Genomic DNA, 24,963 nt, shown 5'->3' with positions numbered 1-24,963 from the left:
GGTCTATCGCAAATCTACAATTTTTTTTTGTTCGTAAAAACCAATAAGAGTAAAAATCATTTATATCTTTGAAATATTCTCAAAATCTTAATAGCATTAATGACATCTTCTCAATTTTATTCCCTTATAAAACAGCATTTTCCGTTTACTCCAACTGTGAAGCAAGATATATTATTATTACAACTTTCCGAATTTATTTTTAAAGATAATGATAATGACCTTTTTTTACTAAAAGGTTATGCTGGAACTGGTAAAACAACAATTATTGGTACAATAGTTAATAATTTACGGCATGCTAACATGAGTGCTGTGCTAATGGCGCCAACAGGTCGAGCAGCAAAAGTGATTAGTAATTATTCTAAAAAGGAAGCGTTTACTATTCATAAAAAAATATATTTTCCTAAAAAAGATAAAGGAGGAGGCGTAAAGTTTGTTTTACAGCCAAATAAACATAAAAACACCATTTTTATCGTAGATGAAGCATCAATGATTCCAGATGCACCTTCAGACTCTAAACTTTATGCTAACGGATCCTTATTAGACGATTTAATGCAATATGTCTACCAAGGCCAAAAATGTAAATTGCTTTTAATTGGAGATACAGCACAGTTACCACCTGTTAAACTAGATTTAAGCCCAGCACTAGACGAGCATATATTGAGTTTAAATTATAATAAAGAGGTAACTAAAATGGAACTAGACGAAGTCATGCGTCAAGGTCAAGATTCTGGAATTTTAGAAAACGCTACTTTATTAAGAGAAACAATTGCAGGTTCCTTTTTTGAAAGCTTTCAGTTTAATATTAAAGGTTATCCAGATATTGTTAGACTAGTAGATGGTTACGATATAATGGATGCCATTAACGATGCTTATAGCACTTTAGGAAACGAGGAAATGGCAATTATTGTTCGTAGTAACAAACGAGCAAATTTGTATAACCAACAAATACGTAGTAGGATTTTATTTAATGAAAATGAATTATCTGCTGGTGATTACCTCATGGTAGTAAAGAACAATTACTTTTGGTTAAAGCCAACAAGTGAAGCCGGTTTTATTGCCAATGGAGATATTATAGAAGTGCTTGAAATTTTTAGTATTAAAGAATTGTATGGCTTTAGATTTGCTGAAGTAAAAGTACGAATGGTAGATTATCCAAAAATGATTCCAATAGAAACAGTCTTATTATTAGACACTATTAATGCTGAAACACCTTCGCTACCTTACGAAGATTCTAACCGTTTATATCAAGAAGTGCAAAAAGATTACGAAGATGAAACGAGTAAATACAAGAAGTATTTAAAAATAAAAGGCAACAATCATTTTAATGCGTTACAGGTTAAATTTTCTTATGCTATAACATGTCATAAATCGCAAGGAGGACAATGGGACACAGTTTTTGTAGAACAACCGTATTTACCAGAAGGTATAAATCGTGATTATTTACGCTGGTTATATACAGCCGTAACTAGAGCAAAAGAAAAGTTGTATTTAATTGGGTTTCCAGATGAATTTTTTGAAGCCGAATAAAAAGGTTTTAAATCTTGTTGGCATAAAAAGCATGATTGATTTATTTTAGATAAATTTCATCAACAAGATTTTTTGAAAATTAATTTTAAGTACTATCTTAACAAAGAATTTAAAATATATTATAACACATTTTATTATGAAAAAACGCTTTCATTGGTTTATTGAAGGTCTCATTTTTGCTCTAATTATGTTTGTCTTTTCCATTGTATTAGATGTTGTTAGTAATGACTTTGCTTGGGATAAACTTCCTAAACAAATCCTTATATGGTTAGCAGGAGGTGTGGTTTACGGTTTTGTTATGCACTTTATTTATAAAAGATCACTTAATAAATTAAATAATGACGAGCGAAACAATAATTAGTATTTGCCTAGGCATAGGATTATCTGCATCAGTAGGTTTTCGAGTATTCGTACCGTTGTTTGCATTAAGTCTAACAGCCTTTTTAGGTAGCTGGGAATTAAATGAATCCTGGCAATGGATAGGAAGTTTGTCTGCATTAATAGTTTTAGGTGTTGCTACAGTTGTAGAGATTTTTGCCTACTATATTCCTTATGTAGATAATTTGTTAGATTCGGTAGCCATTCCGCTAGCTGCTATTGCTGGAACTGCAGTAATGGTTTCTACAGTTGCAGATCTAAGTCCAGTAATAACTTGGGCTTTAGCAATAATTGCAGGAGGAGGAACAGCAGCAGCTGTTGCAAGTACTTCTGGAGTAACTAGGTTAGCCTCGACTGTAACAACAGGAGGCATAGCAAATCCTGTAGTTTCTACGGTAGAAACAGGCACAGCAATAGTAATATCTGCTGTTTCTATTGTATTTCCAATAGTTGCTATATTTTTAGTTTTCATTATTTTGTTCATCATATTTAAGCTTTATAAAAAGTTTAAATCTCGTAAGGAATAACAAAAAAGAAATCTCCTGTAGCATTTTGATGACATTTGGTTTCAAAAAAATCTTTATTTCGGTTTAAAAATTATATTTTTGACTAGTTAATAATTCAGCTAAAAACTTCAGCTTTTATAAATGAAAATAATCGCAATGATTCCTGCACGATACAGTGCATCTCGTTTTCCTGGTAAACTCATGCAAGATTTGGGAGGTAAACCTGTTATTACTCGTACTTACGAGGCTACTGTTGCTACCCAATTGTTTGATGATGTGGTTGTGGTAACAGATAGTGATATCATTTTTAAAGAAATTGAAAGCATAGGCGGAAAAGTTATAATGAGTATTAAAGAACACGAATGTGGAAGCGATAGAATTGCCGAAGCTGTAGAGTTTTTAGATGTTGATGTTGTTATTAATGTTCAAGGAGACGAGCCTTTTATAGAGGTCGCTTCGCTTAAAAAACTAATAAAAGTATTTAAGGAAGACACTAAAAAAGAAGTAGATTTAGCGTCTTTAATGGTTCATATTACAGATGATGAAGAGATAAAGAACCCAAATACTGTTAAAGTAATTGTTGACCAAAAAGGCTTTGCTTTATATTTTTCTAGAAGCCCAATTCCGTATCCAAGAGACAAAGAAGTAGCAACAAAATACTATAAGCACAAAGGCGTTTACGCGTTTAGAAAACAAGCAATATTAGACTTCTATCGTTTGCCAATGCAAATATTGGAGGCTTCAGAGAAAATAGAATGTATACGTTATTTAGAGTATGGAAAGCGTATAAAAATGGTGGAGACAAATGTACAAGGTGTAGAAATAGACACACCAGAAGATTTAGAACGCGCTAAGAAGTTGTGGAAATAAGTAGGCAGTTTTAGCTTACTTAAGTTTGAATACTCAATATTTTTATAAAAATTTAAGAAGAAATAAAAATTGAACAAAGAGTACCAAAATATAAAAGTTATAGGTTTTGATGCAGATGATACGCTTTGGGTAAACGAAACTTATTTTCGTGATGCTGAAAGTGAATTTTCAAAATTGCTAAATAGATTTGAAACTGAAAATAAAATAGACCAAGAGCTCTTTAAAATGGAGATGAAAAACCTTCCAGTTTACGGTTATGGTGTTAAAGGTTTTGTTCTATCTATGGTAGAAATGGCATTAGAGTTATCTAATAATACAGTGTCTAATAAAACCATAGAGAAAATATTAGAGATAGGGAAAGAGATGATTAATAAGCCTGTAGACTTGTTAGATGGAGTAGAAGTAGTGCTTAAGGAATTATCGAAAAAATACAGGTTAATTGTAGTAACAAAAGGCGATTTGTTAGACCAAGAACGTAAGCTTCAAAAATCTGGATTGCTTGATTATTTTCATCATATAGAAGTTTTAAGCGATAAAAAAGAAGACAATTATAGTAGGTTACTTAAACATTTAGATATAAAACCTGAACATTTTTTAATGATTGGAAACTCATTAAAATCTGATATTTTACCATTAGTGGCAATAGGAGCAAAGGCAATTCATATTCCATTTCATACCACTTGGGCTCATGAAGAAGTAACAGAAAAAGATGCAAATAAAAAGACCTATAAAACTTTAAATAGTTTATTAGATCTTCCAAAATTATTAGAGTAAAATTGAAAACGTTAGATATAAATACATGGAATAGAAAGGAACATTTTGAGCATTTTTCAAAACTGAAAGACCCTTATTTTGGTATAACCATTCCTTTTAATGTTACTAAAGCTCACGCATTTTCTAAAGATAATAATATAAGCTTTTTTGGTACTTATTTACATGCTTGCATGCAAGCCATTAATAGTGTCGAGAATTTAAAATATAGAATTGTAGATAATAAGGTGGTAAGTTTTAATACCATTAATGCCTCTGCAACTATTATGAGAGAGAATAAAACATTTGGTTTTTCATATATAGATTATAACGAAAATTTAGACTTATTTTTGTCTAATTTTCAAGAAGAAAAACTACGTATTGAAAGCTCAAACAATCTTTTCCCACTTAAAAATGGGTTAGATTGTATTCATTGTTCTGCTTTGCCTTGGTCGGATTTTTCGGGCCACAAAGAGCCAGTTTCAGGTTTGCAAGAATCTGTTCCAAAATTGGCATTTGGAAAAATGAAAGAAATAAATAAAGAAAAAATAATGAATGTAGCAATAAATGTTAATCACGCTCTTGTAGATGGATATCATTTAAGTTTATTTTCAGAATTATTTCAAAAAAGACTAAATAAGTAATAACTTTACAAACTAAGACTAAAAGTCAATGAGTTATAAGAATTTTCCAATGGTGTCCAAGGTAATTTTTGGAAGAGGTAGTTTTAATCAGTTAGAAGAAATTCTTTCTCCTAAAAGGTTGAATACCAAAGCGCCATTTATATTTTTTGTAGACGATGTTTTTAAAGGTAATGCTTGGTTAACCTCAAGAATACCTTTGTCTTACGACGATAAATTAATATACGTCTCTGCAGCCAAAGAACCAGAAACGTCTCAAATAGACGAGTTAGTAGAGCAAATTATCCTTAATTTTAAAGAATTGCCATCTGGTATTATTGGTATTGGAGGTGGAAGCGTTTTAGATATTGCCAAAGCAGTTTCTATAATGCTTAAAAATAATGGAGAGGCCAAAGATTATCAAGGTTGGGACTTAGTAAAAAATCCTGCCGTTTATCATGTTGGTATTCCTACCATTTCGGGAACAGGAGCAGAAGTTTCTAGAACGACTATTTTAACAGGTCCAGAACGTAAACTTGGTATTAATAGTGATTATACACCATTTGATCAAGTAGTTTTAGATCCAGAATTAACAAAAGATGTACCTAAAGACCAGTGGTTTTATACAGGAATGGACTGTTTTGTACATTGCGTAGAATCGCTTAATGGAACGTTTTTAAATGCATTTAGTAAAACTTATGGAGAAAAAGCATACACACTTTGTAAAGAGATTTTCTTAGAAGATGATTTAAGTGATCAGGATTCTCAAGATAAACTCATGATGGCGAGTTGGCATGGAGGTATGAGTATTGCCTATTCTCAAGTTGGTGTTGCACATGCTTTAAGCTATGGTTTAGGCTATTTGCTTGGTGTAAAACATGGCATTGGTAATTGTATTGTATTCGACCACTTAGATGAATATTATCCAGAAGGAGTAGCTATGTTTAAAGAAATGAAAGCAAAGCATAAGATTACTTTACCTCAAGGTATTTGTAAAGACCTATCAGACAAAGAATTCGATATCATGATTAATGTTGCTTTAAGTTTAGAACCACTTTGGGAAAATGCTATTGGTAAACAATGGAAAAAAACAATAACACGAGACAAGCTTAAAGCACTCTATCAAAAAATGTAGTATGCTTAGTTTTTATAAATTTTTATACTTCAAATTATTAGGCTGGAAAATAGCAGGCAATACTACAATGTCTAAGGATACTGTAAAAAAAGCAGTAATAATTGCTGCACCTCATACCAGTTGGCATGATTTCTATATTGGAGTTTTCCTTAGAAGAGTTATTAATATAAAAACCAATTTTGTAGGTAAAAAAGAATTATTTACCTGGCCATTAGGTTATTATTTTAGAGCAATTGGTGGTGTGCCTTTAAACCGAAATACTAACGAAAATAAAGTAGAAGCTATAGCTAAAGAGTTTAATAAATTTGAAGAATTTAGAATAACCTTTGCTCCAGAAGGTACTAGAAGGAAAGTAGAGAAGTGGAGAACTGGTTTTTATTACATTGCTAAAGCAGCAAACGTACCAATAATAATGTTTACTCTAGATTTTAAGAATAAAACAAATACCATTTCTGAGCCCTTTTATCCTACAGATGACATTGAAGCAGATTTTAAGTATATGCATTCTTTTTACAAAGGAGTTATTGGTAAAATATCAGAATATTCCTAAAGTTATTTAGAATTAAACATTAGCAGCTGTTTTTTATAAAATAGTACAGCTTTTTTAAGTAGAATATTGTTTATGGTATAATAATTGGAATACAATATATGTAGTATGCGGATGAAACATAAAGTAAACTTTTACCCAAGTCCCTAAAAAGAAACATTTACCTACTACAAGATTCAAAAAGCTACTTAACCTGCGTGAAGTGGCTTTTTCTTTTGTTTTTTTTGATAGAGAAGTTTCAGAAGAAATAATCTATTATTTTAAGCAAATTCTAGTATTTTTTGTCAGGAAATGTTATTCTTTTACCTGTGTGCTACCTAAAAAAATAACCAAAGATTTAAGGCTTTCAATAGGACTTTCCTCCATAGGTGTATGGCCAATGTTTTCTAATATAATTAATGTGCTATTTGGTAAATCCTCTTGAAATTTATAAGCATTCTCCATAGGAATTAAGAAATCCTTAGCTCCCCAAAGTATAAGCGTTGGTTGTTTAATATTTTTAATATTAGTATAAGTCTTTGCCGCAGTTATATTAAGTCTATCTAAAAATGCTTGACGATTACCTTTTCTCAGAGTAAGTTCAAAATACCTATCAACTAAAGAGTCTGTTACTTTAGATTTATCAAAATATACATTTTCAACACTCGCTCTAACCATAAAACGAGGTGTTATGTAGGTAAGTAGTTTATTAAGCATAGGAGTCTGGCCTAATTTAAAAGCTATTGGGACACTTTTTGAGACTTTAGTATATCCAGCAGCATCTATTAAAATTAGCTTTTCTACCATCTCTGGCTGCTCTAAGGTGAAATTCCATGCTATTTGTCCTCCTAAAGAATTTCCAACTAATATACATTCTTTAATGTTTAAGCCCATTAAAAAATCTTTTAAGAAAGACGTATAATGATGTATAGAATAGTTGCCATCTGGAAAAGGTCCAGTTAAACCAAACGCTGGAAGATCCATCCTTATTACTCGATTCGTTTTTTTTAAGTTATTGGTCCAGGTATCAAACGTATGTAAGCTAGATGCTGTTCCGTGAATTAGTACAATTGGAATGGAATCGTTTTTGTTTCCTTCGTCACGAAAATGAACATCCATGCCATTAACAGAAATGAATGAAGAAGCTGCATTAGTGTACTTCGCTTTTAATTCATTTAACGGAATATTGCGATGACCAAACAAAAGGACTATACCTATAGTTACAAGTATAGTAATAGTTAAAATAATTTTTAAAACTTTAATTATGTATTTCATAGACTTATAGCTTTAATAGCTGTCAATTATTTTTAATCAATTATAGCTCCTTTTTTACTGGGTATTTGATCCATAGCTCGTTCTGCAATGGCTGTTATTGATAAAGAAGGATTTACTCCAGGATTTGAAGAAATCATAGAACCATCAATAATATAAAGATTTTTATACCCAAAGACTTTATTGTTTTTATCAATAACACCTTCTAATGGATTTTCTCCCATCACAGCACCTCCTAAAACATGTGCAGTCGAAGGAATACCTGCAATAGTTTCTAATGCAAATGAAGTACTCACACCATTTACAGCCTTACTATATTCTTTAATTAATTTAACAGATTCTTTAATAAAAGGAGTCGGTTTTTTTCCTGTACTAACTGTAGAACTCATAAAACCAAGACTGTTTCTCTTAAACTTAAGAGTACTATCTAAAGTTTGCATAAAAAGAAGAACAACAGTTTTTTTTGACCAACTATTCACAAAATAAATTTTAAAATATTTGACAGGCGATTTTATTAAAGCTATAGCAATTTTGGAAAAGCGAGAGAAGATGTTTTTACCTGTAACATAAGGTAGGTGTATTAATTTCCATGCATTTGATCCTTCAGAATATCTACAAATTTCGAGATGACTATTTTCATCAGTATCTAAAATACTACCAATTGCTACACCTTTAGAATAATTTTTATCTTTTTCAAGACTAGAAACACTAACTAAAGTTTCATTATTTGTTCTTACATCTTGTCCTAATCTATCAGAAATATTAGGTAATGAACTCGTTTTTATTTTTAGTAAAAGTTTAATCGTTCCTAAAACGCCTCCAGAAAAAATAACAGCTTTACTTTTAATTTTTTTTCGTTTGGTAAAGAATTTAGTGCTTGTTTTTAATGCTATTTCGTAGCCGTTTTCACCATCTTCGGTATCTAAAGGACTAACATTATATACCTCATGTTCTGCTAAAATTTCTGCTCCATATTTTTGAGCTAAATACAAGTAGTTTTTGTCTAATGTGTTTTTAGAATTATTTCGACATCCTGTCATGCAAGCACCACAAAAATTACAACCTGTTCTTTCTGGTCCCTTGCCATCAAAATAAGGATCGTCTTTTGTCACATTTTCTTCACCAAAATATATAGCAACATTTGTGGCATCAAACTTATCTTCCATATTAAGCTTTTTTGCTACTTTTTTTAGCCCAATATCTCCATCAAATAGTTTTGGTGTTTTGGTTGCTCCAAGCATTTTTAAGGCAACCTTATAATAAGGTTCTAATTCCGTTTCCCAGTCACCTAATTTACTCCAAGAACCAGTTTCAAAAAATGTTGATTTTGGGATAGGCAATGTATTAGCATAAACTAAAGAACCACCACCAACTCCAGTTCCAGATAGTATTGCTACATGTTTGAAGATACTTAGTTTCATGATCCCAAAGAAACGCAATCCTGGCATCCACAGCCATTTTCTAAAATTCCAATTGGTCTTCGGGAAATCTTTAGTCTCGAACCATTTTCCTTTTTCAATAATTAAAACTTTGTATCCTTTTTTTGATAATCTTAAAGCACTAACCGAACCTCCAAAACCACTTCCAACAATAATATAATCGTACTCCATTTTTATTTATTATAATGCATTTTTAATTGAGATACTGTAAGTCTAGAAAAAAATAATTAGGTATAATTCTATGTTTTGTATTTTAACGGAAGCGTCATAATTAGGTTTTTTTTTGAACTCAATTATTTTATAAAAAAAAGCCTTGATAGCTTAAAATTTTTCCTTTTCAATTATTATTAGAAAAATCAAATAAAAAGTTAAAATTTGTTGGTTTGCAAATGTGTTAATATCGTTTTGTTGAATTCCGCAATTAATTAATTTAGAAAAAGTAATCTTTAACGTTTCTAATTCACATTGATTGGAAAAGGCTTAAATCATTTAAAAAAAAAGCCAGATGTAAAAAATAGTACTAATCTTTAATTAAGCAATAACTACCGCTTAACTTTTAGAAGGTGTATATCAGTAATTATTTGTTAAGTTCTATTAATTTCCATTCTCCGTTCGGTTCTTTTGTTAGATAAACACTAACATTCAAATCCTTTTTATTTCCGAGAACTTTTATTTCTAGTTGAGCTTCTCCATATCCATTTGAAATATTCACACTTCCAGTTGGCATCATTCCGTAATCTTTTATTCCGCCAATTTCCGATAATATTTCTTCGTTTTGTTCAATTTCGATAATTGCTACTTTGTAGGCATCCGAATTTTTCATAGCCGAACCAGTAAACAAAATTGTAAACGTAAAAAAGGCAATTCCAATTCCAACTAATGCTAGAATTCTAGGCATCTTTGTTGGTTTATTTGGGTTTTTAACTACAATTGCTTTTGCAGTTTTATCTCCAAGTCTTTTTTTTTCTTGACTTGAGGCAAGAACTATAAATTCTACAGGCCAAATTATTAAAAATAAATTTCGGAGGAATAATCTACCTATAGAAGGAACTTCAGTTGGATTTTTTTCGTCTCTAACCATAATTCCCATAACCCATTTTCCAGGACTAATTCCTTTTATAGAGTCTTTTGCAAAGTATAAAAGAAAACCAACAAGCATTGCTGGTAACATTTTAGTAATTAGATTACTAAAATTATTTTCATCCATAAAATCTGTTCCTAATAATAAGAATACAATTCCTACTATTAGAAATGTTATTGTAAAATGGTCAATTAAAAACGCTGCTATTCGTCTTTTTCTACTTGACAAAAGATATTCTTTATCTAAATTTTCGGTCATTAGGTTAATGGTTAGTTTGTATTGGAGGCTAACGTGTTACCTAATAATAGTTACTACTCGTATTCTATAATAAAATCAGAAAACAAATATTTAATGATATTTATAACGACTATTCAGCACTCTCTTCCATAGTATGATACACGTTTTGTACATCATCATCTTCTTCTAATTTTTCTAGAAGTTTTTCTACATCTTCAGCTTGTTCTGGAGTTAACGCTTTATTAATTTGAGGTATACGCTCAAAACCAGAAGTAATAATTTCTAGAGAATTATCTTCTAAATACGATTGAATATTTCCAAAACTTTCAAAAGGTGCGTAAATAAGAATATAGTTTTGTTCTTCTCTATTTTCATCTTCATCTGTATCTTCAAAAATTTCTTCTACGCCATAATCAATAAGTTCAAGCTCTAATTCTTCAAGATCTAATCCTTCAGCCTTTATTTTAAAGTTACATGTATGATCGAACATAAATACTACAGAACCAGAAGTTCCTAAACTACCATCACATTTACTAAAATGGCTCCTTACATTAGCAACAGTTCTGTTGTTATTATCTGTAGCGGTTTCTACTAAAACAGCAATACCATGTGGTGCATAACCTTCGAAAATAACTTCTTTAAAATCGCCTTGATCTTTTTCACTAGCTTTTTTTATGGCACGCTCTACATTGTCTTTTGGCATGTTTACCGACTTTGCATTCTGTATCACTGCACGTAAACGCGAGTTACTGCCTGGATCTGGACCACCTTCTTTTACAGCCATTACAATGTCTTTTCCAATACGAGTAAATGCTTTACTCATAGCAGACCAACGTTTCATTTTTCTTGCTTTACGGAACTCAAAAGCTCTTCCCATAGAAAGTTATATTTTTTTATTTCCGAATATGTGGAAATGTATTAGTTAATTAATTTACTGTTTCACAAATTTAATAAATTATACGACGTATAAAAACTAAATCACTCTTCTTCCTCAACAATACCTTCTATTGCAAGTGCTAGTTTAATATCTTTTAAAGTAACGCCTCCAGCATCATGAGTCGATAATTTAATATTTAAAACATTGTAAGTGTTAGACCAATCTGGATGATGGTTTAGAGCTTCGCACTCAAAAGCGATTCTACTCATGGCACTAAAGCAATCTTTAAAATTATTGAATTCGTATTCTGTATGGATTGCATTGTCTTTGTAATCCCATTCTGGTAATTTTTCTAAGTGTTTTTCGATATCTTTTTCTGTGAGTTTTAACATGGTCTTTGTTTTAAGTTAATTCGTTATTTATCTAAAATATTTTGTGTCACAACTTTTGTTTCAATAAGCCTTTCTATATTTTGTATTTGAGAGGTATTCAAGTTATTAATAAACACTATAATATCGGCATTTAAATTTTTTGATAGTTCTTTTAATTCTTCAATTTTCCCTGTGCTTATGTAGGTTCGAGAACTAAGAGGTAAATCGAGCAGTTTAGAACCTCCTGGTTTTTTACTTCTAGAAACGCCTCTTCTTTGAACAAGTTCTCCAGCTATTTTTTCACCTTGATTTATTATCTTATTTCTAATAGGAATAAGATGGCTTTCTCGATTTAATTTTGATGAAACCAATCCTGAAATAATTACTCGCTTTTCGTTTACTTGGTTCGTTCTAATTTAGTCAATATTAATTGTTATTAAAATGGATAATGAAACAAATATGTTAAACCTCCAACTCTTTCAAAACAGTATCACTTTGTAACTGTAAATGTTTTGGTAATTTATTCTCTTTAGACAATACGGCTAAATAACGCTCTTCGTTAGTAGTATAAACATTTTTTAGTAACGGTTTTGTAGTTCCTAAAGTTTCAATAATTTCTTTTATAAAATCATCATGATGCACTAAATCGCTACTTCCAAGATGAAAAATTCCAGACTTATTCCTGTTAATTATATAATGAATTTGCTGTGTTAGTTTAGTGTCTGTAGTCACATTCATCACCAAATTAGGAAACACCTCAATTGGCAACCCTTCTTTTAAAAAGGCTTTAATCTCTTTAATTCTTGGTGATTGCGCTCCAAAAACCATTGGTAATCTTATAATTGCGACTTGCTTTTTGGGCATACGCAATAGCATGTTTTCAATTTTAATTTTAAAATGACCATACATGCTATGGCTTAAGGTTTTATCTAACTCGTAGCTTGGAAATTTACTGTAAGCATCGAAAACATTAGCAGAAGATAAGAATAATAGTTTAGCATTATTTGCAATTACATACTCGCAAATATGCGCATGTGCAATTACTTGAGCCGAAAAATTACCGCGAAGTGCAGATACAACAACTGTAGGTTTTACTATCTCTAGAATTTCGAAAATATCATCTTCCAAAACATTATATTGAAAGTAATGCTGATTCTTATCAAAGCTATAATTACCTGTTCTATAAGTTCCGTAGGTTTTAAAATAGGAGCAGAGCTCTCTATAAATAGCTTCGCCAATAAAGCCACTGGCACCTAAAACTAAAATTCTATGTTTTTTGTCTATTTCCTGTTTCATTAAATAACTCTAAATACTAAAAAATAGAACGGTTTGTCTTTGTGGTAAATTGCTCTAACGCTTGCATTCCTATAAGAGAATTTCCTTTTGCATTTAAACCTGGAGCCCAAGTAACAATAACAAAATTGTTTGGTAGTAAAGCTACAATGCCACCACCAACACCACTTTTTCCTGGTAAACCGACTTCGAATGCAAACTCTCCAGCCTCATCATAAAAGCCACAGGTAAGCATAATAGCATTAATTCTTTTTATTTGACTTAATGTTAAGTGTTGTATATTATTAACGCATTTTCCTCTGTTAGAAAAGAGATAGAATGCATTTGCAAGTTGCTCGCAATTCATCTCTAAAGCACATTGGTGAAAATAAAAATCTAAAACAACATCGACATCGTTATTTAGATTATTAAAAGATTTTAAAAGATTTGCTGCTGCATAGTTTTTAAAACCTGTTCGCTGCTCTGATGTTGCTACATCTAGATTATAGTCTATAGTTTGATCTCCAGAAATACCTCTAACATAATGTAAAAAATCTTCTTTAGGATTTTTAAGGTGTGTTACTAAAATATCTGCAACAACAATAGCTCCTGCATTTATTAATGGATTTCTTGGGATTCCGTTTTCTAATTCTAATAAAGATAAGTGATTAAACGGGTTACCAGAAGGTTCTACATCTACACGTTTCCAAATGTTATTACCTTCAAAAGCAATAGCTTTAGATAGTGCTAAAACCTTAGAGATACTTTGTATCGAGAATGGTTTATCCCAATCTCCAACATGGCAATTATCTCCACTTACATGCTTTAAATATATACCAAAACTAGTATTGCGCTGCTTTGCTAGTTCTGGTATATAAGAAGCTACAACACCTCTTTGTGTTGTAAGTTTTAAATCGTTATGGATTTCTTCAATAACATTTTGGAAATCTATCATACGTTTTTTTATCCTTTGTAGAAAGGTAATTTTACAACTGTTGCTGGTACTGCATTTTTACGAATTTGAATGTTAATTTTACTATTAACATCTGTAAAAACAGTTGGTACATAACCTAAGCCAATACCTTTTCCTAACATTGGAGACATAGTACCAGAAGTTACTACACCTATTTTTTTACCTTGTCCATCTACAATATCGTAACCTTGTCTTGGAATACCACGATCGTCAAGCTCAAAAGCAATTAATTTGCGTTCCACACCAAGACGTTTTTGGTCTTTTAAAGCTTCAGAATTTGTAAAGTTTTTGGTGAATTTTGTAATCCATCCTAAACCAGCTTCTAAAGGAGATGTTTCATCAGTAATATCATTTCCGTAAAGGCAATAACCCATTTCTAGACGTAACGTATCACGTGCAGCAAGACCAATTGGTTTTGCTCCAGCTTCGGTAACTTTATCCCAAATTTGTTTTACTTCATCGTTTTTACAATAGATTTCAAATCCTCCACTTCCTGTATAACCAGTTGCAGAAATAATTACATTCTCGATACCTGCAAAATCTCCAACTACAAAGTTGTAGAATTTTATTTCGGCTAAATCATGACTCGTTAATACTTGCATTTTTTCAACAGCATTTGGGCCTTGTATTGCTAAAAGAGAGTAGTCTTCGCTTAAATCGCGCATGGTAGCATCTACATTGTTTTTAGACGAAATCCAATTCCAATCCTTTTCAATATTACTAGCATTTACAACCAATAAATACGTTTCTTCTTTTAACTTGTAGATAATTAAATCGTCTACAATACCACCATCATCATTTGGTAAACAAGAATACTGTGCTTTCCCAACAGTTAGTTTAGAAGCATCGTTACTTGATACTTTTTGTATTAGTTTTAAAGCATTAGGACCTTCGATTAAAAATTCTCCCATGTGAGACACATCAAAAACACCGCAATCTTTTCTTACTGCTTCATGTTCTATGTTTACACCATCGTATTGTACTGGCATGTTATAGCCTGCAAATGGTACCATTTTCGCACTTAGTGCTTCGTGTGTTGTCGTTAATGCTGTGTTTTTCATGTAAAGTATATTTTTTTCCGTCTAGCGGAATTTCTTAAAATTTGTAAAACAAAAGTATTGAAAATTATTGAGTTGATTTCAAGGTCTTCCATATTAAAAATCTGTTAATTTTTTAGGTTCGTTTATTATGATTAATTTTCGATATTATTTTAATTAATCCAAAATTAAATGAAACACTTTTTACTTCTTATTGTACTTCTAATGTGTTCAACATCTTTATTTGCTCAGCATACTAAAAGGTATTTAGAACTTACTAAAAATTTAAAACCAGTGGATTCTGTAAAAGCAACTTTCAAGTACAAAGACAGAAAACAAATTATGTATATTGTTGAAAAGTAATTTATAATATAAATGAAGAAAATGTGGGTTGTAACTCTGGTGAAAGAATGTATTACTCTGAAAATGGAGAAATCATCAGAAAAACCAAATTTGATGATTTTGGTAACGTTTTAGAAGATATTGAATTCGATAAAAAAGGTAGAATAACAAAAGAAATAAAAGCAATAAAAATTAATTTTAAACCAGAATTAGATGAAGCTTCAAAATTAAATTTCGAATTTGAAACAACGCTTCATTCAGAGAAACAATATAAATATTCTCGAAAGCTAAAACAAATGTATGTTAGTGAAGAAGGTTTGTTATTAGATGATGAAAGAAATGGTAAATGGTTATTTTATAAGTCTAATGATGAATTAAAGAAAGAGAAAATCTACAAATAAAAATGAAATACCTATTTACAACACTTATCCTTGTTTTATTTATGTTTTCAGCATGCAAAAATGAAAGCAATCCAGATTTTGTAGGTTCAGTTAATTCTGAGAATCAGTTTGTTCCAATAGAAGGGATGATAACTTTTAAATTTAAAACTGAAGACAGTCTAAACCTTGTTATTTCAAGGCATAACCATCAAGACAAATACTGTTCGGTGCAATTATATCTTGAATACAAGAAAAAAGTAATTGATAAAATTAGTTTACCAAAACTGTTCGAACAGTGTAACCCAAATGTGGTTTTAAAACAAGATTTTGAGACTGTAAAATCTGTAGTTTTTCCAGAAGCTAATACCGAAGTTGGCTTAATTACTTTTAAGCTAGCTAACGGTACAACTTACGATTTACTTGTTGGACAAAGCAATAGAAAGTTATTAAAAATCGAAGATCCAATTGTGTTTTCTAAAGATGAACGTGTTGAAAGTATGCTAAAAGTTAAAGATACTTTTTTTACACTTAAAACCTTAATATTTAATAAGGTTTCAAATAAGGAAACCTCCAATATAACTAAACAATTAGAGGTTTTAGGCAGTGGAGAAGTGAGAACTCAAAAAGTATTTCCTGTAGCAGAACAAATTTTTAAACATAATTTTAAAAACACAAATTATAGTTACACTATTGTAGAAACAAAAAATAACTGGAGAGAAAGTGTCTATAAATCTAACTTACTAAAAGATGGAAAAGTAGTAGATTCTAATGTGCTTAAAATGGAAAAAAATTATATAGAAACGCTATATGATGTTAATGAAGTAAAAGAAACATATTCAGATTTTACTATTGGAAACGTTCAGGAATTAGTAGAAATAACCAATAATGGTTTAGGCGAAACTTGGGATGGCTATGCTTATAGTAATATGCTTTTTGGATATACAGAAACTAATACTTTAATTAACGAACGCTTTACACAAAGTGAAGGAGGAAACACCGAAAGTGATTATTCTCGTAGTTATAGAGCAGATGAAAATTTTGTAGTACCAAACTCCATGGCTGGTTTTAAGGATAGGATTATTATTAATAAAATTGGAAACGAAACGGTTTACGATGTTGATACAGATGATCAAGAAGGAAAAACCACAGCGTTTTACGATATAGATGAAATTTACGATTACAAAAATGGTGAATTTACTAAAGACATTATAACAGGTTTTGAAGCGTATGTTGATGCTAAAAACGGATTATGGGCTAGAAAGAAACCCGGTTTTACCGAACGCATAGATAAACTAGATTATAATACTAAAGTAAGAATTATTGCGAGATCTAAAATTGATTATATTTTAAAGGAAGCAAATAACAAAACGGTTACTGGTCGTTGGTGTAAAATACTATATAATAATGGAAAACAAGGTTATGTTTTCGATGGCTATTTGAGGAAGATTTGAGTTAAGTGATTTTCTTTGTCATTCTTGAGAAGGTGTAAACTACTAATTAAATATAAATTCTTCCTATTTTAAAAGTAGGCTATAACCAAGCAATTAATTATATGTGGTGCTGGCAACTGTAATTTTAAAATTAGAGAATATTTTTCAAATCTTGTTTTCCAACTATCACCATAATTTCCACGATATTATTATTTATCTTGTAATAAATACTATCAGAACCACAAACACAGCATCTAAATTTAGTTTTTATATAATCGACAGATTCAAAAAAAAATGGTTTTTCAGAAATAACATCAAAATTTTCAAAGAAAGAATCGAAATGTTTATTTGCTTGAGTGGTTCCAAATTTTTCAACACTATATCTATGAATTCTTATTAAATCTTCTTTGGCTAAATTACTTAGTTTGTAATCATCCATTAAATCAACAACTTAGATTCCGCTAATATTTGTTCTTTGCTTAAACTCGTAAATCCACTGTTTTCGGCTTTTTCCAATTTAGTACTTATCCAGTCAATTTGTCTTTGCTGCTTTCTTGCTTGTCTAATTAAATCGTTTACTAATTCACTTTTAGTTGAGTACTCTTTTTTATCAACTTGTTTTTTTAACCACTCATCATTCGGTTGAGTGAATGAATCACTTTTGCTTGCTTTGCATATGTCGATAAACTTCCTGTTACACGATCGTCAAAACGCATTCCTATTGCAATTAAAACTAAAAAAAACATAAAACCAGCATTATTTATTTCTATCCAATAGCCATCTGGATCTTGAAAATATATTTGTTGTATGCCATCGTCGCGAACGTAGTCTTTACTTGGTGTACCTTTCCAATCTCAGTATTCTATATTTAAACTATTAAGATGTTTAATAATTAAATCTAAATTAGGTGTCGCTAAAGCAAGATGAACTGCCTTATTGGTGTTAACTTCATAGGAATAAGATGTATTTATAGCCTGTTAAAGAGAGCCATCGCGTTTTAGAACGTGAAGCAGTACTTTTAACCTCTTCAAGTAATAATACTTTTTTATAGAAATGCACTGGTCTACATCCTTTAAAGAAAGCACAATATGATTTAATAAAAAAGTAAACATGATATTCTATTTTAAAAATGAGATTGCTTCATACTACGCAATGACATTTATTTCAATAAAAACGATTTTAAACCATCGTAACTACTAATTTTAGTTGCTTCTTTAGTTTTTCCCATAACCGATTGTATTTGCTCTGGTAGTGGTTGTTTTTCTTTAATAACGTCTTCAACTACATCTAAAAACTTTGTTGGATGTGCAGTTTCTAAAAACACGCAATGTGCATTAGGATTGTTTTCTAAATAAGCTTTACTGCCTAAATAACCAACAGCTCCATGAGGATCTGCAACATAGTTATATTTATCGTGAATTTCTTTTAACGCTACTTTAGTTTCAGCATCACTAAAACTATAAGAAGATAGATTGTTTTTTAATGTGTTAAAATTATTTTTATAGATTTCACGAATACGTATAAAATTACTTGGATTACCAACATCCATTGCATTACTAATGGTTTGTACAGATGGTTTTGGGTTATAATCTTCTGTTTTTAAGTATTGTGTTACAACGTTATTCTCGTTGTTAGATGCTATAAAATGTTTAATTGGTAAGCCTAACTGTTGTGCCATCATTCCTGCACAAACGTTTCCAAAGTTTCCACTTGGTACAGAAAATACAATTTCTTTATGTGTTTTATGTAATTGCTTGTAAGCAAATATAAAATAGAGTAGTTGTGGTAACCAACGCGCAACGTTAATAGAGTTTGCAGAAGTTAATTGCATTTTACTTGTTAATTCTTCGTCTAAAAAAGCACGTTTAACCATGTCTTGGCAATCATCGAAAACACCATCTACTTCAAGTGCTTTTATGTTTTGACCAAGTGTTGTTAATTGCATTTCTTGTATGTCGCTCACTTTTCCGCTAGGATAAAGAATAACAACATTTACACCTTTTACACCTAAAAACCCATTAGCAACTGCGCCTCCTGTATCTCCAGAAGTAGCAACAAGCACAGTAATCTCGTTTGTATTGTCTTTATTAAAATAACCTAAACAACGTGCCATAAAGCGTGCGCCAACATCTTTAAAAGCCATTGTTGGTCCATGAAATAGCTCTAAAGTAGAAATATTATCATTTAACTTTACAATAGGAAAATCGAAAGATAAAGTCTCTTCAACTATCGTTTTTAAAACAGCTTTAGGAATATCTGGACTTACGAATTGTTTAATAGCTTCGAAAGCAATTTCAGTATATGATAAATCGTCTATGTTATCGAAAAACGATTTTGGTAATGGTGTTATTGTTTCTGGGAAATACAATCCTTTATCTGGAGCTAATCCTTTAATTACAGCATCTTTAAATGTTGTATTTGGTGCTTTATGGTTGAGTGAGTAGTAGTTCATTTTTATTTTTCTAATTACTTGTCATTGCGAGGACAAAGGACTTGGCAATCTTTTTAATTATTGTACAATTTTAAATTTTCAGTGCTGTTCAAGAGATTCCCACGTCGCTAAAAAACGTCTCGTAATGACTATACATTTATATAATTTTCATACCTTGTGTATTAATTTTAGACACGTATACGTTAAAATTAATATTGGTTTTAGAATATACGTTTTTCATTGCTTGAGCAACAGCTTCAGCTTTTTCTTTTCCTTTAGATAAAGCAAAAATAGAAGGTCCCGAACCCGAAATACCTACTCCTAAAGCACCAGTTTTTAAACTTTCTGATTTAACGGAATCGAAGTGTGGAATTAATTTACTTCTATGTGGCTCTACAATAACATCGTTTAGCGAATTGCTTAACAAATTATAATCGTTAGTATGCATAGCATGAATTAAGCTACCAACGTTTGCCCATTGTGTAATGGCGTTTTTAAGTTCTATTTTTTTTGGTAAAATAGCACGAGAATCTGCTGTCTTAATTTCAATTTCAGGATGAATTATAGTTGCATATAATTCACTAGGTGTTGGAATCTCTAATATTTGCAAAGGCGTAGTAGATTTAACTAAAGTAAATCCACCAAAAAGAGCAGGAGCGAGGTTATCTGCATGTTCGCTTCCGCTTGCTAGTGCTTCACCTTTCATGGCAAAAGCTGTTAATTGTGTTGCGTTATATGGCTTTCCTAATAATTCATTCATTGCCCAAACACTTCCAGCTGCACTTGCAGCACTACTACCAATACCACTTCCAGGTTTAATTTTTTTGTAAATTTCAATTTCGAATCCGCAGTCTGGATTCGCATCATTAATCATTGCTAATGCAGAAACACCAGCAACATTTAATTCTGTTTCAAAAGGCAAATTGTATCCTTCAATTTTAGTAATTTTTATACCTTTTACTTTGGTTTTTCGTATTACCATTTCATCTCCAATATTGTCTAAGCAAAAGCCAAGAACATCGAATCCGCAAGAGACATTTGCCACAGTGGCAGGAGATAGTATTTTTATTTCGTTCATTGAAAAAAATATTTTCATTTCCGCAAAAGCGGTAATTTTATACAGTAATTTTATTATTTACTACCTACTTTTATAATATCTGCAAATAAACCAGAAGCAGTAACATCTGCACCAGCACCAGCACCTTTAATAATTAATGGTTGTTCAGGGTAGCGTTCTGTGTAGAACATAACAATATTATCTTTTCCTTCAAGATTGTAAAAAGGATGTCCTTCTGGAATTTCTTTTAATCCAACTTTAGCGTTTCCGTTTTTAAATTCTGCAACGTATTTTAATTGACAGTTTTTTCCTTTTGCTGAAGCATATAGCTTTTGAAAATGTGCTTCTTCAGTTTTAAGCGTTTTGTAAAAATCGTCTACAGTGTCGCTTTCTAAATTTGCTTTAGTTAAAAATGAGTCGTTTACAATAGATTCTATTTCCATTGCTCCACCATTTTCACGCGCTAATATTAATATTTTTCTAGCAACATCAATTCCACTTAAATCTATTCTTGGATCTGGTTCTGTATAGCCTTCAAATTGTGCTCGTTTTACAGTATCATGAAAATTAGTTTTATCGCTAAAATTATTGAATACAAAATTTAAACTTCCTGAAAGGACAGCTTGAATACTGGTAACTTTATCTCCAGAACTCACCAAATTGTTTAACGTATTAATTATTGGTAATCCTGCGCCTACATTAGTTTCGTAAAAAAAGGGTGTATTATATTTAAGTGCTAAATCTTGTAAAAGTTTATAATTACTATAAGTACTTGAACATGCAATTTTATTACAAGCTACAACAGCAATACTGTTTCTTAAGTAGTGTTCATACATTTTAGAAACACCTTCATTAGCTGTTATATCTACAAAAATACTGTTGCGTAAGTTAAGTTCTTTTGCTTTTTCTAAGAAGCCTTCTAAACTTGATTTATCTGCATGATGAAATTTGCTTGCCCAATTATCTAAATCGATACCTTCAGCATTAAAAATCATTTTCTTAGAGTTAGCCATACCAACAATACGAACATCAATTTTTAAGTTTTTCTTTAAATATTCACTTTGCTGTTGTATTTGGTCAATTAACTTTTCACCTACATTGCCAATTCCAGTTATAAAGACATTTAATTGTTTAATGTTGTCTTCAAAAAAGCGTTCGTGAATAGTATTCAATGCTTTTTCTACATCTTTTTCTGCAATTACGGCAGATATATTTCTTTCTGAAGCACCTTGAGCAATCGCTCTAATGTTTATATTATTTTTTCCTAAAGCGCTAAACATTTTACCACTAATACCTTGATGGCTTTTCATATTATCACCAACTAAAGCAATAATAGATAGGTTTTTTTCTACGGTTATAGGGTCTATTTTATGTTTAGAAATCTCATATTCGAAAGCTAAATTAATAGCAGCTTCAGCCTGATTTGCATCATCTTTAGAAATTCCGAAACATATTGAATGTTCAGAAGATGCTTGCGTAATTAATATGATGTTTATTTTTTCTTGTGATAACGTTTCAAATAAACGCTTTGAAAAACCAGGAATACCAACCATACCATTGCCTTGAAGGGTTAAAAGTGCAATGTCATTAATATTGGTAATTCCTGTTGCAGTAGATGATTTTGTATTCCCTTCGTTAGAAATAATAGTTCCAGCTTCTTTTGGTTTAAGCGTGTTTTTAATATGAATAGGAATGTTTAAATCTAAAACAGGCTGAATAGTAGGAGGATAAAGTACTTTCGCTCCAAAATGCGACAACTCCATAGCTTCGTGATAGCTAATACGTTCTATTGGGAAAGCTTGTTTAACAAGTTTAGGATTTGTTGTGTACATGCCACTAACATCTGTCCATATTTCAAGTTTTTCTACTTTTAAGGCAGCAGCAACAATAGCTGCAGTATAATCTGATCCTCCTCGACCAAGTGTAGTAATTTCAGCTAAATCTGACTTTGAAATAAAACCAGGAAGCATCGTTATATCTTGTGTCGATTCTTTAAAATAGTCTTGAATATTTTTATTGGTTACTTCAAATTTAACTTCAGCTTTTGTGAAATTAGAATTTGTTAAAATAAGTTCTTGTGTGTTTTTTCTAGTTGCATTTACTCCTCTAGACTTTAAAGTTTCGGCTATAATAAATGAGGATAAAAGTTCTCCAAAACTCACTAAACGATCTGAGGTTTGAGGAGATAATTCATTTATTAGAAAAATACCATCTAAAAGATTTTTAAGCTTTTTTAATTTAGTTTCTAATGCTGTAACAATTGCAGTGTTATTTTGAGGAATTAATTCTTCTAAAATATCTATGTGCTTATCTTTAATAGATTTGTATTCTATTTTATAATTTTTATTGTTAGTTTTTGCTAAGTTACCAGCTTTAAGAAGTTTATCTGTAATGCCACCAACAGCAGAAACCACACATATTACTTTATCTTTTTTAGAATAGCCTTCTAATATTGTAATAACTTTATTGATGTTTGTTGAAGAACCTACAGATGTTCCTCCAAATTTTAATACTTGCATTTGTATTTATTTTATAGTATTTATTTTTAAAAAAGCAGTAGAAATAAACTGCAAATTGTGACGGAAGGGTATATGATTTAAAGACCCAAAAGGGTAATAATAATTGAAGTTGAAAATGTAAACATAGCCATAGTCACTTCTAAAGAAGTAGTAGGAATATTAGTGATATTTAGCGTTTTGTTATACATTTTTTCTGTGTAATACTTAGTAAATGTATTACTTTTACACTAATATTAAAACTAATTCATCATTTTTATACAATTCTGAATTTTATTCAATTTAATTTTTAATTAAGGCGCTTAAATCGCTTAGGACTGAATTATCTTGAATAAATTTTAATATAGTATAATACTATAGATAGACAAATATGAAAATATTCTCTAAAGAACAAATTTACGAAGGAGACAAGCTAACTCAAGAAAAGCAAGAAATTTCCTCTACCGATTTAATGGAACGTGCTGGAACGCAAATTTTTAATTGGTTACATACTAGAATGCAAGGTGCTCAAGTACCAATTCATGTATTTTGTGGTATTGGTAATAATGGAGGAGATGGCTTAGTAGTTGCGAGACATTTAATTACACATGGTTATAACGTTAATACTTACGTTGTAAATTGTAGTGATAAACGTTCTAAAGATTTTTTAATTAATTATGATCGTATTAAAAATGTTACTAAAAACTGGCCAACTTTATTAAGCTGTGAAGACGATTTTAGTGCCATTAAAATTGACGAAAAAGATATAATTGTAGACGCTGTTTTTGGGATAGGCTTAAATCGTCCTGTAGACGCTTGGGTTAAAGGTTTATTTAACTTTTTTAGAGTTACAAAAGCGTTTACACTATCTATAGATTTACCATCAGGGTTACCTACAGATAAAGGTGTTGATGACCCAGAAGCAGTGGTTAATGCTGGATATACGCTTAGCTTTCAAACACCAAAATTAGTATTCTTTTTACCAGAAACGGCAAAATACACTGTACAATGGGAAGTTTTGGACATTGGTATTGATCCAGAATATTTATTTACTACAGATACAGAAGTAAATTTAATTGGTAAAAACGAAGTGCTGCCAATTTATAAACCTCGCGAAAAATACAGTCATAAAGGAAGTTTTGGACATAGTTTAATAATAGGCGGTAGTTATGGTAAAATTGGAGCTGTAACACTTGCAAGTCGTTCTGTTTTAGCAGTTGGAGCTGGAAAAATAACAGCTTATATTCCAAAATGTGGATATATACCATTGCAAACGGCTTTTCCAGAAGCTATGGTTATTACAGATACTGATGAAGAAAAAATAACTAAAATTGATTTTGATATTGAGCCAACAGTTATTGGTATTGGAGTTGGTTTAGGTACAGATTCTAAAACAACTTCTGCCTTGGAAGCATTTTTAAAAACTAACAAAAAACCTTTAGTTATTGATGCAGATGGTCTAAATATTTTAGCCAAAAAGAAAACATTATTAAAGTTGCTGCCAGAATTAACCATTTTAACGCCTCATCCAAAAGAACTTGAAAGATTAGTTGGAAAATGGAAAGACGATTTTGATAAATTAAAGAAAACAAAAGCTTTTGCTAAAAAGTATAAAGTTATTGTAGTTATAAAAGGAGCAAACACCATTACTGTTTTCGATGATAAGTTATATTTAAATGCTACAGGAAACCCTGGATTGGCAACTGCTGGAACTGGAGATGTTTTAACAGGAATGTTAACGGGTTTGTTATCTCAAGGTTATGATCCATTACAAGCCACACTTTTTGGTGTGTATTTACATGGGAAAAGTGCCGATATTTTAATTGAGCAATTAGGTTACCAAAGTATTATAGCAAGTAATGTTATAGATGGTATAAGTTTGGCTTATTTAGATTTGTTTAAACAGCCAGAAGTGCCACAAATTGAGCAGGCAGATGATGAAAAATAATAAAGCATA

At 30.8% G+C, this 24,963-nt stretch carries 26 protein-coding genes; 11 read left to right on the top strand and 15 right to left on the bottom strand.

Annotated features, from left to right (window positions below):
• The first annotated feature begins 99 nt into the window (after positions 1-99).
• The 8 genes from CW733_RS05475 (at position 100) to CW733_RS05440 (ending at position 6,336) form a co-directional block, all read left to right on the top strand.
• Positions 100-1,527, top strand: a complete 1,428-nt coding sequence (locus tag CW733_RS05475) for an ATP-dependent RecD-like DNA helicase (protein WP_100996244.1) — start codon at positions 100-102, stop codon at positions 1,525-1,527.
• A 136-nt stretch (positions 1,528-1,663) separates the two neighbouring features.
• Entirely contained in the window at positions 1,664-1,888 is a 225-nt protein-coding gene (locus CW733_RS05470; protein WP_100996243.1) for a hypothetical protein, read from the top strand.
• Positions 1,866-2,432 carry a DUF4126 domain-containing protein gene (locus tag CW733_RS05465; RefSeq protein WP_100996242.1) on the top strand — a complete coding sequence of 189 codons (567 nt, stop codon included), beginning with the start codon at positions 1,866-1,868 and terminating at the stop codon, positions 2,430-2,432. Before CW733_RS05470 ends, CW733_RS05465 begins: the two co-directional genes overlap by 23 nt.
• Before the next feature lie 120 nt (positions 2,433-2,552).
• Entirely contained in the window at positions 2,553-3,281 is a 729-nt protein-coding gene (gene kdsB / locus CW733_RS05460) for a 3-deoxy-manno-octulosonate cytidylyltransferase (RefSeq protein ID WP_100996241.1), read from the top strand.
• Between the two features lie 69 nt (positions 3,282-3,350).
• The gene (locus CW733_RS05455) at positions 3,351-4,055 is read left to right on the top strand and encodes an HAD family hydrolase (protein ID WP_100996240.1); all 705 of its coding nucleotides are present in this window, start codon (positions 3,351-3,353) and stop codon (positions 4,053-4,055) included.
• Between the two features lie 2 nt (positions 4,056-4,057).
• Entirely contained in the window at positions 4,058-4,675 is a 618-nt protein-coding gene (locus CW733_RS05450; protein ID WP_100996239.1) for a CatA-like O-acetyltransferase, read from the top strand.
• A gap of 28 nt (positions 4,676-4,703) precedes the next feature.
• Positions 4,704-5,786 carry an iron-containing alcohol dehydrogenase family protein gene (locus CW733_RS05445; protein WP_232730400.1) on the top strand — a complete coding sequence of 361 codons (1,083 nt, stop codon included), beginning with the start codon at positions 4,704-4,706 and terminating at the stop codon, positions 5,784-5,786.
• Between the two features lies 1 nt (position 5,787).
• A complete protein-coding gene (locus tag CW733_RS05440; protein ID WP_100996238.1) occupies positions 5,788-6,336 on the top strand; it encodes a 1-acyl-sn-glycerol-3-phosphate acyltransferase in 549 nt (182 codons plus the stop codon).
• Between the two features lie 291 nt (positions 6,337-6,627).
• On the opposite strand, the gene CW733_RS05435 is transcribed toward CW733_RS05440, so the two are convergent.
• The 9 genes from CW733_RS05435 to gcvT form a co-directional block, all read right to left on the bottom strand.
• On the bottom strand, positions 6,628-7,587 hold the full coding sequence (locus CW733_RS05435) for an alpha/beta fold hydrolase (protein ID WP_100996237.1): 960 nt from the start codon (positions 7,585-7,587) through the stop codon (positions 6,628-6,630).
• A gap of 32 nt (positions 7,588-7,619) precedes the next feature.
• Positions 7,620-9,194 (bottom strand): GMC oxidoreductase, encoded by a 1,575-nt coding sequence (locus tag CW733_RS05430; protein ID WP_100996236.1) that lies wholly within the window; start codon positions 9,192-9,194, stop codon positions 7,620-7,622.
• Positions 9,195-9,600: 406 nt separating this feature from the next.
• Entirely contained in the window at positions 9,601-10,362 is a 762-nt protein-coding gene (locus tag CW733_RS05425; protein ID WP_100996235.1) for an RDD family protein, read from the bottom strand.
• 109 nt (positions 10,363-10,471) lie between these two features.
• Positions 10,472-11,218 carry a YebC/PmpR family DNA-binding transcriptional regulator gene (locus CW733_RS05420; RefSeq protein ID WP_100996234.1) on the bottom strand — a complete coding sequence of 249 codons (747 nt, stop codon included), beginning with the start codon at positions 11,216-11,218 and terminating at the stop codon, positions 10,472-10,474.
• Positions 11,219-11,319: 101 nt separating this feature from the next.
• Complete coding sequence (locus tag CW733_RS05415) at positions 11,320-11,610, bottom strand: 4a-hydroxytetrahydrobiopterin dehydratase (protein ID WP_100996233.1); 291 nt, start codon at positions 11,608-11,610, stop codon at positions 11,320-11,322.
• 23 nt (positions 11,611-11,633) lie between these two features.
• Positions 11,634-11,960 (bottom strand): hypothetical protein, encoded by a 327-nt coding sequence (locus CW733_RS05410; RefSeq protein WP_157811542.1) that lies wholly within the window; start codon positions 11,958-11,960, stop codon positions 11,634-11,636.
• 91 nt (positions 11,961-12,051) lie between these two features.
• On the bottom strand, positions 12,052-12,885 hold the full coding sequence (locus tag CW733_RS05405; RefSeq protein WP_100996231.1) for a sugar nucleotide-binding protein: 834 nt from the start codon (positions 12,883-12,885) through the stop codon (positions 12,052-12,054).
• Positions 12,886-12,901: 16 nt separating this feature from the next.
• On the bottom strand, positions 12,902-13,816 hold the full coding sequence (locus tag CW733_RS05400; protein WP_100996230.1) for a glutaminase: 915 nt from the start codon (positions 13,814-13,816) through the stop codon (positions 12,902-12,904).
• An 8-nt stretch (positions 13,817-13,824) separates the two neighbouring features.
• Positions 13,825-14,895: a glycine cleavage system aminomethyltransferase GcvT gene (gcvT, locus tag CW733_RS05395; protein WP_100996229.1), complete on the bottom strand. Its 1,071-nt coding sequence runs from the start codon at positions 14,893-14,895 to the stop codon at positions 13,825-13,827.
• Between the two features lie 362 nt (positions 14,896-15,257).
• On the opposite strand from gcvT, the gene CW733_RS05390 reads away from it, so the two are divergent.
• Positions 15,258-15,614, top strand: a complete 357-nt coding sequence (locus CW733_RS05390; RefSeq protein ID WP_100996228.1) for a hypothetical protein — start codon at positions 15,258-15,260, stop codon at positions 15,612-15,614.
• A 2-nt stretch (positions 15,615-15,616) separates the two neighbouring features.
• Positions 15,617-17,044: an SH3 domain-containing protein gene (locus CW733_RS05385; RefSeq protein WP_100996227.1), complete on the top strand. Its 1,428-nt coding sequence runs from the start codon at positions 15,617-15,619 to the stop codon at positions 17,042-17,044.
• A gap of 130 nt (positions 17,045-17,174) precedes the next feature.
• Here CW733_RS05385 and CW733_RS05380 read toward each other — a convergent pair whose 3' ends face one another.
• The 6 genes from CW733_RS05380 to thrA all read right to left on the bottom strand — a co-directional run bounded on the left by CW733_RS05380 (position 17,175) and on the right by thrA (position 23,030).
• Entirely contained in the window at positions 17,175-17,462 is a 288-nt protein-coding gene (locus CW733_RS05380) for a type II toxin-antitoxin system RelE/ParE family toxin (protein WP_100996226.1), read from the bottom strand.
• Entirely contained in the window at positions 17,462-17,701 is a 240-nt protein-coding gene (locus CW733_RS16605; protein WP_100998684.1) for a CopG family transcriptional regulator, read from the bottom strand. The genes CW733_RS05380 and CW733_RS16605 overlap by 1 nt, the downstream gene beginning before the upstream one ends.
• On the bottom strand, positions 17,647-17,769 hold the full coding sequence (locus CW733_RS16695; RefSeq protein ID WP_255411479.1) for a hypothetical protein: 123 nt from the start codon (positions 17,767-17,769) through the stop codon (positions 17,647-17,649). The genes CW733_RS16605 and CW733_RS16695 overlap by 55 nt, the downstream gene beginning before the upstream one ends.
• Positions 17,770-18,182: 413 nt before the next feature.
• Positions 18,183-19,475 (bottom strand): threonine synthase, encoded by a 1,293-nt coding sequence (gene thrC, locus CW733_RS05365; RefSeq protein WP_100996225.1) that lies wholly within the window; start codon positions 19,473-19,475, stop codon positions 18,183-18,185.
• Positions 19,476-19,611: 136 nt separating this feature from the next.
• Positions 19,612-20,532: a homoserine kinase gene (locus tag CW733_RS05360; RefSeq protein ID WP_100996224.1), complete on the bottom strand. Its 921-nt coding sequence runs from the start codon at positions 20,530-20,532 to the stop codon at positions 19,612-19,614.
• Between the two features lie 53 nt (positions 20,533-20,585).
• Positions 20,586-23,030 (bottom strand): bifunctional aspartate kinase/homoserine dehydrogenase I, encoded by a 2,445-nt coding sequence (gene thrA, locus CW733_RS05355; protein WP_100996223.1) that lies wholly within the window; start codon positions 23,028-23,030, stop codon positions 20,586-20,588.
• Between the two features lie 367 nt (positions 23,031-23,397).
• Between thrA and CW733_RS05350 the strand changes: the two genes are divergently transcribed.
• Entirely contained in the window at positions 23,398-24,954 is a 1,557-nt protein-coding gene (locus CW733_RS05350) for an NAD(P)H-hydrate dehydratase (protein ID WP_100996222.1), read from the top strand.
• Positions 24,955-24,963: the final 9 nt, after the last annotated feature.

Origin of the sequence: Lacinutrix sp. Bg11-31 (assembly GCF_002831665.1) — a bacterium.
Classification (GTDB): Bacteria; Bacteroidota; Bacteroidia; order Flavobacteriales; family Flavobacteriaceae; genus Lacinutrix.
The sequence above is the reverse complement of the archived record's forward strand: the minus strand, read 5'-3'. Positions and strand labels throughout refer to the sequence as shown.